Origin of the sequence: Pseudomonas sp. GOM6 (assembly GCF_029537485.1) — a bacterium.
Lineage (GTDB): Bacteria > Pseudomonadota > Gammaproteobacteria > Pseudomonadales > Pseudomonadaceae > Aquipseudomonas.
The window spans coordinates 41,503-54,101 of sequence record NZ_JARPUS010000007.1; the positions used below are offsets into that span (position 1 = coordinate 41,503).

General features: G+C 64.7%; 10 protein-coding genes. 1 reads left to right on the forward strand and 9 read right to left on the reverse strand.

What is annotated here, in order from left to right:
• Together P7A97_RS10070 and P7A97_RS10075 are read right to left on the reverse strand one after the other, a co-directional pair.
• Positions 1-2,793 carry a monovalent cation/H+ antiporter subunit A gene (locus P7A97_RS10070; RefSeq protein ID WP_277689806.1) on the reverse strand — a complete coding sequence of 931 codons (2,793 nt, stop codon included), beginning with the start codon at positions 2,791-2,793 and terminating at the stop codon, positions 1-3.
• 214 nt (positions 2,794-3,007) lie between these two features.
• On the reverse strand, positions 3,008-3,472 hold the full coding sequence (locus tag P7A97_RS10075; protein WP_277689807.1) for a glycine zipper 2TM domain-containing protein: 465 nt from the start codon (positions 3,470-3,472) through the stop codon (positions 3,008-3,010).
• A 163-nt stretch (positions 3,473-3,635) separates the two neighbouring features.
• Here P7A97_RS10075 and P7A97_RS10080 point away from each other — a divergent pair, with 163 nt between their 5' ends.
• Positions 3,636-3,878, forward strand: a complete 243-nt coding sequence (locus P7A97_RS10080) for a hypothetical protein (RefSeq protein WP_277689808.1) — start codon at positions 3,636-3,638, stop codon at positions 3,876-3,878.
• Here P7A97_RS10080 and P7A97_RS10085 read toward each other — a convergent pair.
• From P7A97_RS10085 to P7A97_RS10115, 7 genes are all read right to left on the reverse strand, one after another.
• Positions 3,875-5,008 carry a glycerate kinase gene (locus P7A97_RS10085; protein ID WP_277689809.1) on the reverse strand — a complete coding sequence of 378 codons (1,134 nt, stop codon included), beginning with the start codon at positions 5,006-5,008 and terminating at the stop codon, positions 3,875-3,877. The two genes, P7A97_RS10080 and P7A97_RS10085, sit on opposite strands and share 4 nt — an antisense overlap.
• Before the next feature lie 21 nt (positions 5,009-5,029).
• Positions 5,030-6,388, reverse strand: coding sequence for a GntP family permease (locus P7A97_RS10090; RefSeq protein WP_277689810.1), 1,359 nt, complete (start codon positions 6,386-6,388; stop codon positions 5,030-5,032).
• A 140-nt stretch (positions 6,389-6,528) separates the two neighbouring features.
• Positions 6,529-7,617 carry a sugar diacid recognition domain-containing protein gene (locus P7A97_RS10095; protein ID WP_277689811.1) on the reverse strand — a complete coding sequence of 363 codons (1,089 nt, stop codon included), beginning with the start codon at positions 7,615-7,617 and terminating at the stop codon, positions 6,529-6,531.
• A 27-nt stretch (positions 7,618-7,644) separates the two neighbouring features.
• Positions 7,645-8,292 carry a pyridoxamine 5'-phosphate oxidase gene (gene pdxH / locus P7A97_RS10100; RefSeq protein WP_277689812.1) on the reverse strand — a complete coding sequence of 216 codons (648 nt, stop codon included), beginning with the start codon at positions 8,290-8,292 and terminating at the stop codon, positions 7,645-7,647.
• A gap of 31 nt (positions 8,293-8,323) precedes the next feature.
• Positions 8,324-8,980, reverse strand: coding sequence for an OmpA family protein (locus P7A97_RS10105; RefSeq protein ID WP_277689813.1), 657 nt, complete (start codon positions 8,978-8,980; stop codon positions 8,324-8,326).
• A gap of 22 nt (positions 8,981-9,002) precedes the next feature.
• On the reverse strand, positions 9,003-10,148 hold the full coding sequence (locus tag P7A97_RS10110) for a serine hydrolase domain-containing protein (protein ID WP_277689998.1): 1,146 nt from the start codon (positions 10,146-10,148) through the stop codon (positions 9,003-9,005).
• A gap of 127 nt (positions 10,149-10,275) precedes the next feature.
• Positions 10,276-12,543: a beta-agarase gene (locus P7A97_RS10115; RefSeq protein WP_277689814.1), complete on the reverse strand. Its 2,268-nt coding sequence runs from the start codon at positions 12,541-12,543 to the stop codon at positions 10,276-10,278.
• Positions 12,544-12,599: the final 56 nt, after the last annotated feature.

Consider the following 12,599-nt stretch of genomic DNA (forward strand, 5'->3'; position numbering starts at 1 on the left):
TCAGAGCAACTCCTCGGTGCTATTGCCACGGGTCAGCTTGCCCAGGCTGGCGAGAATCGTCAGGGTGGCGCCGACCACGGCCAGATAGACGCCGAGGTCGAACAGCATGGCGGTGGCCAACTCGAATTCCCCCACCAGCGGCAGGTGGAAGTGGCCGAACGAAGTGGTCAGGTAGGGATAACCGAACAGCCAGCTGCCCAGCCCGGTCAAGCCGGCAAGCAGCACACCGGCACCGGCCACGCGCTGGTAGTCCAGCGGCAGGCGGCTCTGCGTCCAGCTCACGCCGTTGGCAACATACTGCAGGATCAGCGCCACAGCGGTGATCAGGCCAGCAATGAAGCCGCCGCCAGGCAGGTTGTGACCACGCAGGAAGATGAAGACCGACACCAGCAGCGCCAGCGGCAGCAGCACCCGCGACAGGGTGGACAGGAACAGCGGATGACGGTCACTGGCCCAGTGGTGCCCGGCACTGTCGGCTTGCGGCTGATACAGGCGCAGGCCTTCGAGCAGCGCGAAAATGCCCACGGCGGCGATGGCCAGCACAGTGACCTCGCCCAGGGTATCGAAGCCGCGGAAGTCCACCAGGATCACGTTGACCACGTTGGTACCGCCGCCGCCCGACACACTGTTGTCCAGGAAGAAACCGGAGATGCTCTGTAGCGGGCGCGTCAGCACGGCATACGCCAGCAGTGCCACCACCCCGCCGCAGCCCACCGCCACGATGAAATCACGCAAGCCACGCAGACTGCTGCTCTCGGCTGGGGTATGCGATGGCATGAAGTACAGAGCCAGCATCAGCAGGATGATGGTCACCACCTCCACCGACAGCTGGGTCAGAGCTAGATCCGGCGCCGAATAACGGGCAAATACCAGTGAGACCAGAAGTCCGACCACACTGAGCATGAGCAGCGCCACCAGACGCTGGCGATGGAAGATCACCGTCAACAGCGCCGCCACACAGAGCACCGTACCGCCCATCAGCCCCGGCCCGTCCAGTGGTGACAAGCCCAAGGAGCCGGTAAAGCGCGGCAGGCGGGTCAGACTGCTGACTACCACCGCCAGCGCAGCGAGCAGCATCAGCGCCAGGTAACGCTGCAGCGAGCCATTCTCCAGCAGCGCGGTAATCCGCCGACTGAAGGCCACCACGGCGCGTACGCCACGCTCGAACACATCCTTGGCATCCACTTCGGGCAGACCGGCATACCAGCGGAACAGCGGCTGGCGGAACAGGTACACCAGAATGCCGCCCAGCGAGGCAGCAAAGCTCATGGCCAGCGGCAGGTTGAAGCCATGCCAGATGGCCAGGTCGTACTCCGGCAGCGGACCATTGAGGCTGGCCTGGGCCGCCACCGACAGCAGCGGCGCCACGGTATAGCCCGGCAGCATGCCCACCAGCAGGCAGAGGAAGACCAGCACCTCCACCGGCACCTTCATATAACGTGGTGGCTCGTGGGGCGGGAACTTGGGCAGGTTGATCGGCTCGCCATTAAAGAACACGTCATGGATGAAACGCAGCGAATAGGCCACCGAGAACACCCCGGCCAGGGTCGCAGCAGCCGGGATCACCCAGTTGAAGCTGCCCAGCAGATCCTGCTGCAGGGTCTCGCCAAAGAACATTTCCTTGCTCAGGAAGCCGTTGAGCAACGGCACGCCGGCCATCGCCGAGGACGCCACCATCGCCAACACCGCCGTATGCGGCAGGTACTTCCACATGCCATTGATGCGGCGCATGTCGCGGCTGCCGGTCTCGTGATCGATGATCCCCGCGGCCATGAACAGCGAAGCCTTGAAGGTCGCGTGGTTGATGATGTGGAACACCGCCGCCACCGTCGCCATGCGCGAGTCGAGGCCGAACAGCAGAGTGATCAGGCCCAGGTGGCTAATGGTCGAGTAGGCCAGCAGGCCCTTGAGATCGTGCTGGAACAGCGCCATGCCGGCGCCCACCAGCAAGGTCGCCAGGCCGGTCAGACTGACCAGGTAGAACCACAGATCGGAGCCGCTCAGTACCGGGTACAGGCGCGCCAGCAAAAAGACCCCGGCCTTGACCATGGTCGCCGAGTGCAGATAGGCCGACACCGGCGTCGGCGCCGCCATGGCATGCGGCAGCCAGAAGTGGAACGGGAACTGCGCCGACTTGGTGAACACACCCAGCAGCACCAGCACCAGCATTAGCGGATACAGCGCGTGAGCACGTACCTGATCGCCGGCCGCGAGCACTTCGGTGAGCTGGAAGCTGCCGGCCATCTGCCCCAGCAGCAGCACCCCGGCCAGTAACGCCAGGCCACCGCCACCGGTTACCGCCAGCGCCATGCGCGCGCCTTTGCGCGCATCGCCTCGATTACCCCAGAAGCCGATCAGTAGGAAGGACGACAGGCTGGTCAGCTCCCAGAACACCATCATCAGCAGCAGGTTTTCCGACAGCACCACGCCGAGCATGGCGCCCATGAACAGCAGCAGGTAGGAGAAGAAACGCCCGACCGGCTCGCGCTCGGACAGGTAGTAGCGGGCATAAAGGATGACCAGCAGACCGATGCCGAGAATCAGCAGGGCGAACAGAAAGCCCAGGCCATCCAGGCGCAGCGAGAGATTCAGCCCTAGCTCGGGCAACCAGCTGTACGACACCAGCAGGCGCTCGCCGGCAAACACCCGCGGGGCCAGCCAGAGCAGCCAGGCCAGGCCCAGCAGGGGTGCCACGGCGGCAGCCAGCGTAGTCTGCACACGGCCGAAACGATCAAACAGGATGGGCAGGAGAGCGCCGAAAAACGGCAAGCCGACAATGAGCAGCAGCTCCATGAATCTCCCCTTTCCTCAAGCCCCATGCCGCTGCACAGCTGGGGCGAATCAGACTTTCCATTGCGCCGCTAAGTCGTTGTCAGCGCAGGACTAGCGGGCGATTATCCATGACTGGGAGAAGCAAGTCATGGCTGAATTATTACCAGAACTTATCTAACCAGCACGCTCGATAGACGCACAAAGGAAAAGCCCGGCAAATGCCGGGCTGGTCGGATCAGTGAGCGACGCGACTGGTGCCATCCACCGTCATGATGCGTACCCGGTCACCTACGCGGAAAATCTCGTTTTCCTGCACTTCCTGCACATAAGCGCGCAGCGTACCGTCATCCTCGCGCACGGTGATCTCCACACCCTGGGTGCGGGTCAGCCCCTCCTCGGTGGCGGCGCCCAGCAAACCACCGGCGACAGCACCGATCACCGCTGCCACGGCGGAACCACGACCACCGCCAATGGCGCTACCGCCAATGCCACCGACCACCGCACCGGCACCCGCACCGATGGGCGTCTTGGTGCCCTCGATCTTCACCGGGCGCAGCATCTCGACGGTGCCCAGACGCACGGTTTGCACCTTGCGCGCCTCGTCGCGACTGTAGCTATCGCCGCTCAGATTGGAAGCACAACCACCCAGGGTCAGGCCCAGGGCAACCACGGAAACAGTCAGCAGATTGGATTTACGCATTAGGTTCTCTCCAAGTAAGGCAGTTATTAGACAGCGGCAACTGCTGCCTGTCACCCGCTCCATGGCAGTCACTCACAGTGTAGAAGCCGGGTGCGACATCGGGTCAGGTTTCCTGGCGCTTCGAGCTGGCGCAGGATGGCGGGACTCTTGGAGAAATCCCTGCATGGACTATTTCATCGTCGCCGTCGCCACCCTCGCCGGCCTGGTCTTTCACGGGTGGCTGTATCGGCTCATTCGCCGCTGGATGGACCGCGACCTGGCGCTGTCAATCGCTGCTGGCGACCCGGCCATGCAGGCCCACCTGCTGGAGTGCCTGGAACAGGCCAAGCGCCAGGGTATCCCCCGGCGCCAGCTGGAAGACTGGCTGCACCAGGCAGCCAAGGACTATCTACAGCAAGGCCATTAGGCGCGGGCCATGCGCCACACCCGCGCCAGATCACAGGCGCGCGCCTCCAGCGCCGCCGCAGCCCCGGCCATGGCCTGTTCCAGGCTTTGCGGCCCGGCGCTGAGGCTGAAGGCCGCATCGATACCCGCCTCATACACCGCCTGATAGCCCTCCCCCAGGCTACCCGCCAGCGCGATGACCGGCACCCCGGCGGCACTGGCGACCCGTGCCACGCCCACCGGAGTCTTGCCGTGCAGGCTCTGTGAATCCAGCCGCCCCTCCCCGGTGATCAGCAGATCAGCGCCCTTCACCGCGACCGCCAGCCCAGAGAGCTCAGCCACCAGTTCGATGCCGGGACGGAACCTGGCGTGCAGGAAAGCCCGCGCGGCAAAGCCCAGGCCGCCGGCAGCACCGACACCGGGAAAGCCACTGTGGTCTTTGCCCAGCGTGGCGGCGGCCACCTGAGCGAAGTGACCGAGCGCCGCATCCAGCGCCAGCACCTGCGCGGCACTGGCGCCCTTCTGCGGGCCGAAGACATGGGATGCACCGCGCGGCCCGCACAGCGGGTTGTCGACATCCGCGGCGACCTCCACCTGCACGCCGAGCAAGCGCGCATCCAGGCCACTCACATCGATGCGGGCCAGACGCGCCAGCGCCAGGCCACCCGGCTCCAGCTCCTCATCCTCGGCATCGAGAAAACGCACACCCAGCGCCCGCAGCAGACCGCTACCGCCGTCGTTGGTGGCGCTGCCGCCAAGACCGAGAATGATGCGCCGTGCGCCGGCATCCAGCGCCGCGCGAATCAGCTCGCCGGTGCCATAGCTGCTGGCCCGCGTGGCATCGCGCTGCTGCGCCGGCACCCAGTGCAGACCGCTGGCCGCCGCCATTTCCAGCACGGCAGTGGCATCGCCCAGCCAGCCCCAGTGCGCCGACACAGGCTCCCCCAGCGGGCCGCTGACGCGCAGCTCGCGGCGCTCACCCCCACAGGCCGCCAGCACGGCATCCACCGTGCCTTCGCCGCCATCGGCCATCGGCCGCAGCAGCACTTCGGCCTCGGGGAACACCCGCAACCAGCCACGGGCGATGGCCTCGGCCACCTCCGGTGCGCTGAGGCTTTCCTTGAAGGAATCGGGGGCAACGACAATTTTCATCCACAACGACCTTACGCGGAGTTACAACAACACCAGGCTGAGCAGCCAGACCGTGACAATACCGGCAATGCCCTGCACCAGCGTGGCCATAGTCTGCGCCCGGTAAGCCACGGCCACCGGCATGCGACTGAACTGGGTGACCACCCAGAAGAAGCTGTCGTTGGCATGGGACACGGTCATGGCGCTGGCGCCAATGGCCATGACGGTCAGCACACGCCCCATCTCGCTATCCAGACCGAGCTGCCCCAACAGCGGCGCCACCAGCGCAGAGGTGGTGACCAGCGCCACCGTAGACGAGCCCTGGGCACTCTTCAGCGCTGCGGCGACCACGAACGGCATGAACAGACCGATGCCCAGCGCCGACAAGGTGCTGCCCAGGTAATCACCCAGCGGCGTGGCCTTGAGCACCGCACCAAAGGCACCGCCGGCGCCGGTAATCAGCAGGATCGGCGCCGAAGCCATCAGGCCCTCGGCCACACGATCATGCAGTTCCTTGCGCTTGTCTTCGCTCTTGAGCAGGGTGCAGGCCAGTGCCAAGCCGACCAGTAGCGCCACCACCGGCTGACCGAGGAAGCTCAGCACACTCAGCAGCGCGCCCTCGCCCAGCGGCTTGCTGGGGAACGCGGCAATCGAGCCCAGGCAGATCAGCAGGATCGGCACGAAGATCGGCGCGAACGCCTGGAAGGCGCTCGGCAGCTCGCCGTAACGCGCCTTGAGTACGGCAAAGTCTTCGGCAGACGGCAGCGGCTGACCATCGTCTTCCAGGGCGATGTCCTTGCCGATGAAGCGATTGGCCCAGAGCATGCCGGCCAGGGCCGTGACCATGGCCACCAACAAACCGACGCCGATCACCAGACCCAGACTGGATTCCAGCCCCAGGTTACCGGCCGCCGCGATTGGCCCCGGGGTCGGCGGCACGAAGGTATGGGTGGCGTACAGTCCGGTGGCCAGGGCCACGCTCATGGCCACCACGGAGACCTTCATCCGTGCGGCAAGCGCATTCTTCAGTGAGTTGAGGATGACGTAGCCGGAATCGCAGAACACCGGGATCGACACCAGGTAGCCGATGATCGACATGGTCAGGGTCGGGAAGCGCTCGCCGAGCAGCTTGATCACCGTCTCGGCCATGGTGATCGCCGCGCCACTGCGCTCAAGGATCACCCCGATGATGGTGCCGAGCACGATGACGATACCGATATAGCCGAGGATGCCGCCAAAGCCGGCCGTGATGGTCTTGACGATTTCGCCGCTGGGCAACTGGTAGGCGAAGCCGGCGACGAAGGCGGCAGCCAGCAACGCCAGGAAGGGATGCAGCTTGAGACGGGTAGTGGACAGGACGATGAACGCGATCAGCGCCACCAGGATCAGGACCAGAGTCATGACCGATTCCTCTTGTTGTTATGGGTATGGGTGCCACGAGGCACGCCATTGTCACCCAGCCTCTACCGACGAAACCCCATGCAGCCGCACCAATACCCCTACGGGAAAAGCCCCAAAACTGTGCAAACGCACAAGCGGGGTTACTCCTCCAACAGCTCCAGCCCTAGCGTAAACAGCAGCCGCTGATCGCGCCGGGCCATATCCAGCCCGCTCAACTCGGCAATCCGTTCGAGTCGATAGCGTAGTGTATTGCGGTGAATACCGAGCGCCTCGGCACAGGCCTGTGGATGACCGTCGTGTTGGCACCAGGCCTGCAGGGTCTGGCGCAACTGGCCCTGGGCATCCTGGGCCAGTACCCGGCGCAACGGCGCCAACCAGCGCTGCAGCGACCAGCTGTGGCGCTGGCCATGCAGCAGTGCCTGCAAGCGGTGCAGCTCCAGCCGCAGCAGGCGCGCCTCCGGCTTGTGGGCGCGGGCATACGCTTGCAGCTCGCGCAGGGCCAGCGCGGCCTCACGCAGCTCGGCCAGGTTCTCCAGCGTATCGCTGAGCAGCAGGCGCCGCACCCCCCAGCCACGGCCATCGGCTTGTTCCAGCCAGGCCTGCTCATCGCGCCCGGTCTGCATGGGCCGGCACCAGAGCAACTCCTGCGCCGCCACAGGCCCGCACTGCTCGCCCTTGCCGCTCAGGGCGCCCAATAGCCGCGTCGGCTCACCCGCCTCGGCCAGTTCTAGCAGCACCAGCTGCCGTGGCCAGCTGAGGGGCACCCCGATGCGCTCGGCCTCTGCGTTCAACTGGGACAGGCTCACCCCAGGATCGAACAGCTGGCGCAGCCAGGCCTCCAGCTGGTGACGCTGCCAGTGTCGCTCGGCTTGCAACTGACGCTGTTCAACCAGCATTTCGGCCGCCATGCGCACCAGCTCAGCATAGGGCCGCACCGTTTCCGGCGCGCCGGTGATGCCGAGCACGCCGATCAACTGGTCGGCATGCAGCAACGGCAGGTTAACCCCGGGGCGCACACCGCGCAGGCAGGCGGCGGCCTGGTCGTCGATCTCCACCACCCGCCGGTTGGCCAGCACCAGCTGCGCCCCCTCGTGACGCGTGTGCAGACGTTGCGGGTCGCCACTGCCGATGATCATGCCCTGGGCATCCATGACATTGATGTTGTGCGGCAGGATGGCCATGGCGCGGTCAACGATGTGCTGCGCCAGGGTGGAATCGAGTTCGAGCATCAGAGGCCTCCATCAGGAGGCCAGAGTTTAGGGGGCGAGGCGCTCGCGCAGCCAGTCGCCATCCACCAGGCGGTAGTTGAGACGGTCATGCAGCCGGCTGGCGCGCCCCTGCCAGAACTCGATGCGCTCGGGCAACAGGCGATAGCCACCCCAGTGCGGCGGGCAATGTGGCGCGGTATCGAGGAAGCGCCGCTCGGTCTCGGCCAGGTAGCCTTCCAGTTCGGCGCGATCACGGATGACCCGGCTCTGCGGTGAGGCCCAAGCGCCCAGGCGGCTGCCCAGCGGGCGTACCTGGAAATAGGCGTCGGAGTCCTCGAAGGAGACCCTCTCCACCTTCCCCTCGATACGCACCTGACGCTCCAGACTCGGCCAGAAGAAGGTCATCGCCGCATAGGGACGTACCGCCAGCTGTTCGCCTTTGGCGCTTTCGTAGTTGCTGAAGAAGGTAAAGCCGCGCTCATCCAGGCCCTTGAGCAGTAGCACCCGGCAATGTGGACGGCCGTCGCCATCCACGGTCGCCAGGGTCATGGCATTGGGCTCCACCGGCAGCTGCTCGGTTTGCACCGCATCAGCAAACCACTGGCGGAACAGGGCGAAAGGCTCGCCCGGGGCCTGGGCTTCGCTAAGGCCGTCGCGCACATAGTCGCGACGCATATCGGCAATGGACTGAGACATAGAAGGACTCCGGGTTCAGAATCCCTCTAGCTTACTGTGCCTTGGCCGGTTTTCCTTGATCTGCAACAGCTTGCGACAGCGGCACCGACGCAGGTTGGCTGTACTGGGCCAGCAGTGCGACCAGGGTCGGTTGCGGGGTCAGGACGATCTCCACCCGGCGATTGAGCGCACGGCCCGGGGCACTGTCATTGGCTGCGCGCGGCATGTCGGAACCTACGCCCTTGAGCAGCAGGCGATCACGCTGCAGGCCGCTGAGGCGGAAGATGGAAGCTACCGCCTTGGCGCGATCCTCGCTGAGCTTGCGATTGGCTTCGACCTGGCCGCTGCTATCGGCGTGCCCAAGGATCAGCACGGCGGTTTTCGGATCTTTTTCGAGAATCTTGGCCACGCGAGTAAATGGGCCAAGCACGGCCGGCATCAGCATGGTGGGGCGATCCGGATTGAACGAGCTCTCCACCGGCGCAGTCACCACCAGTACGTTTTCACGACGCTCAAGTTCCATGCGGGTGTTCTTCAACGCTTCTTTCAAGCGCGGCTCGTACTCGTCGAGCCAGGCATTAGTCAGCTGATGGTCGACCTTGGGTACAACCTTGGCCACGGGCTTGGAGTCATCGGCCTGGGATAGAAAGGAGCCGGAACAGGCGGCCAGGCTGATGCAGCTGAGCAGAACGAGGGCTTGAGTTCTCATTATTGGTCTTCCAAGTGGCGGGTCATAAACAGTGATCCAGCACACGCGCCAGTTTTTGCGTGCGCGGGTCCATCAAAACGTAGGGGCCGAGGCTGTTGGTGACGAAGCCAAAAGCGACTTCGCGCTCAGGGTCGGCAAAGCCTACCGAACCACCAGCGCCCGGGTGGCCGAAAGCCTTGCTGCCCAGGCCGTAGGTGGCATTCGCTACGCTCGACTGATCGAGCATGCAGCCCAAGCCAAAACGGGTTGGCGTCAGCAGGGTGAGATCGTCACCGCAGGCATGCTCGCGGGTCATCTCGTTCAGCATTTCTGCCTCCAGCAAACGGCCATCGAGCAGTGCGGCGTAGAAGCCCGCCAAGGCACGAGCATTGCCATGGCCATTCGCCGCCGGCTGCTGCGTGCGCCGCCATTCCGGCTTGTTGGTGCTGGTCAGAATAGACGGTGGATTGGCAAAGGCGCGCGTGCTCAGCGCATTCGGTTCGCTCATCATGCATTTGAACAAACGCTGTGCGGCGGCATCGCCCAGCTCACCTTTCTTGCGGGCGATATGGGCGACGCGAGGAAATTCTTCTTCGGCCAGGCCGACATGGAAATCCAGCCCCAGCGGCTTAGCGATGCGCGCAACAATCGACTCACCCGGGCCACGGCCGTCGACGCGGCGCAGCAACTCGCCGATCAGCCAACCATAGGTAATGGGGCAATAGCCATGGGCCTCGCCGGGCGTCCACCAGGGCTGCTCGGCGGCCAGGGCAGCGGTCATCTGCTGCCAGTCGTAGAGCGCTTCGGCCGGCAGCATCTGGCGCAGAGCCGGCAAGCCGGCTTTATGACTGAGCAGTTGGCGCAAGGTAATGCGCGCCTTGCCCGCGGCGGCGAATTCAGGCCACCAACGCGCCACTGGCGCATCCAGCTCCAGCTTGCCCTGTTCCACCAACTGCAAGGCGGCAACGGCGGCGAAGGTCTTGGTACAGGAGAACAGGTTGAGAATGGTATCGCTGTGCCAGGCCTCGGCGCCGTCCTTATCGGCGGTGCCTGCCCAGATATCGACGACAGTTTCGCCGCCGATCTGCACGCAGAGTGCGGCTCCGCGCTCCTGTGGATCAGCGAACAATTCGGCGAACGCTTCTTTGAGCGCCTCGAAACGCAGGTCGTAATAGCCCTGGATCAGCAACCCCATACTCCTCGGTCTGATTGCCGCGCATTGTTCCAGCCCAGGCGGCACATGGGAATCCTGGCCATCTGCCCAGGCGGCTTCCTCAGACCAACGGTGCGGGTTGGCCTGAGAAACCGGGCATGGCTCACGGTTTAGCCGCCGCCACAGGAGCTGCCAGCACTTTCTCGGGCACCGCCAGGTTGGCCGCCCGCACAGCCTCGACGAAGCCCTGCCAGGGACGATCGGTGATGGCCACCAGCCCCAGATGGCCGTTCTCGCCATCGAGCAAACGGCCGCTGGCAGGCTGATCCAGGTACTGGAACCAATGAACGCCAACGATCACCGGCTCGTCCAGTGCGCGCTTGAGGAAGCGGGCATAAGCCGGGCCACGCTCCTCCTCGCGCGCCACCTCGCTGATACCCCCCCAGAAAGGCCCACGATCACGCGAGCCAAAGTGGAATTCGCTGACCAATAAAGGCTTGTCCAGCGCCCGCAAGGCGGCGAAGTCATAGCCCTGCTGCGGCTCGGCGGTATAGAGGTTGAAGCTGAGCACATCGCAGAACTGCGCGCAGGCGGCCACCGCTTCCGGCGTGGAAATGGCGAAACGCCCGCCCAGCAACAGGTGATTGGGAGCATGCCACTTCAGGGAGTCGGCGATGGTCTTGAAGTAGGTCTCGGCAAACAGGCTCTGGAATGCCTGCAGATCGGCCTCGATCTGCGGGTAAGCGGCACTCGGCAATGGTGCTTCGAAACCCGGATCCTCCATCAGCTCCCAGGCCTTGAGCTGGATGCCCCAGGCTTTCGACAGTCCCGCCTCGTTGCGGTACTTGTCGCGCAATTGCTTGAGGAAGGCGCGCTTGGCCGGCACATCGGTGCTCAGGCGCAAGGTGCCGTAGGCCAGGGCATAACGGGCATGAGGCTCGCCACCCGGCGCGGCCCAAGCCAGTTCGTTATCGGCGAAATAGCCCAGCAGCCAGGGATCGTCGCGGCGGTCACGGGTGGCGATGGCGATGGCGCGCTCGGCGGCCATGGCAAAGCGCGGATCGAAGGGGTCAGGCATGCCACCCCACCAGTCATGCCCGGTGCTGATGGTCGCGTAATCGCCGGAAATCGACAGCGGAATGCTGTAGGGAATGCGCTTGGTCGCCACCAGGCTGTCGTCGCTCCAGTTACCCAGGCTGTTGAAGCCCCAGGCCTGCAGCCGATCGACGGCATGCTGCGCCCAGCGCACCTCGTCAAACCCGGCTGGCGGGCAAGGAGTCAGCTCCGCCGGGGCTGGCGTCGCGGCCAGCGGTGGCGCGACGACAGGGCAAGGCTCGGCATAGCTGCGCTGCAGGTTGGCGCGGTAGAAATCGAACCAGCGACCATGGTCGAAGGCCCTGCCGCGATTGGCACCGTTGGTGCTGCGACTATCCCGCGTGCCGTAGTAGGTCGCGAGTGGCTCGCCGTCCTTGGGCAGGCTGGTGAACAGGCTCTCGCGACCCTCTACATAGGTCTGGCTCTGCCAGGCGCTGACAGCGTTGACACCCAGCGAGTAGAACGGATTGCCCTCCGGACTGACCAGGAACCAGCGACCGTCACGCTTCTCGACACGGAAAAAGCCCGTCGCCTCGAAGCTTGTCGCACCGCCCAGCCAGCCGCCGAACTTGTCTTGCTGCGGACGCTGGCCCAACCAGGCCTTGAGTTGTTCGCGCTCGCCCTGAGCACCTTCACGCAACTGCTGATCCCGCTCGATCTTGCCCGGCCACTGGCCATGGGCATACTGCCCCCAGCCATCAATCAGGCCGTTATAGGCCTGCGCTTGCAAATCATCTGCGCTGACGCCAAAGCGGCCCAACAGGATACTTTGCGGCGAGTCTGGATTGTCGAGATAAAAGGTTACGGCGCTGACCTTGTCGCGACTCAACTCGCCGCTGACGTTTTCAGCCAAGAGTACGCGATTGCCGTCCAGGCTCATCGGCATCGGTGGGCCGGCGCGCATGCCGCGCGCGAGCGGCGAAGTGGCCGTCAACGGTACCAGCAGGGTTTGCGCCGGCCCGGCTGGCAGCGCGATGCGGCTGTACAAGGCTTTGCCATCGCGGCTTTCGATGCGCACATGCAAGGTCAGCGCCCAGTCCATGGCGTTCTGCAGGCGCAGGCTCATGGCCCCCTGCTGCGACCAGTCCCAATTGCCCTTCTGCGGCGACAGGCGCAGGCTCGGCTGCTTGGCCGCCGTGAACGTAAAGCGGCGCAGCACTTCACCTTCGGGCGTGGGCTCGGCAGTCAGTTCGGGAAAACTGGCGGCGCTGCTATCGACGCTTACGACATCGGTAGGTTTTACGAAACTGAGCAGAGTGGTCTGGTTCGCGGCGACCGCGCCCAGTGGCGCGGCACAGATGAGGCTGAAAATTAAGGGCAAGGAACGGCGAATCATCAAGCGTGCTCTCCGGAAGATGCCCAAGTAGACAACAGCCGGGACAATAGATGCCA

Bases quoted from the DNA above. Each gene is read 5' to 3' on its own strand.
- P7A97_RS10070 (WP_277689806.1), bottom strand. From the start codon at position 2,793: ATGGAGCTGCTGCTCATTGTCGGCTTGCCGTTTTTCGGCGCTCTCCTG.
- P7A97_RS10075 (WP_277689807.1), bottom strand. From the start codon at position 3,472: ATGCGTAAATCCAATCTGCTGACTGTTTCCGTGGTTGCCCTGGGCCTG.
- P7A97_RS10080 (WP_277689808.1), top strand. From the start codon at position 3,636: ATGGACTATTTCATCGTCGCCGTCGCCACCCTCGCCGGCCTGGTCTTT.
- P7A97_RS10085 (WP_277689809.1), bottom strand. From the start codon at position 5,008: ATGAAAATTGTCGTTGCCCCCGATTCCTTCAAGGAAAGCCTCAGCGCA.
- P7A97_RS10090 (WP_277689810.1), bottom strand. From the start codon at position 6,388: ATGACTCTGGTCCTGATCCTGGTGGCGCTGATCGCGTTCATCGTCCTG.
- P7A97_RS10095 (WP_277689811.1), bottom strand. From the start codon at position 7,617: ATGCTCGAACTCGATTCCACCCTGGCGCAGCACATCGTTGACCGCGCC.
- pdxH (WP_277689812.1), bottom strand. From the start codon at position 8,292: ATGTCTCAGTCCATTGCCGATATGCGTCGCGACTATGTGCGCGACGGC.
- P7A97_RS10105 (WP_277689813.1), bottom strand. From the start codon at position 8,980: ATGAGAACTCAAGCCCTCGTTCTGCTCAGCTGCATCAGCCTGGCCGCC.
- P7A97_RS10115 (WP_277689814.1), bottom strand. From the start codon at position 12,543: ATGATTCGCCGTTCCTTGCCCTTAATTTTCAGCCTCATCTGTGCCGCG.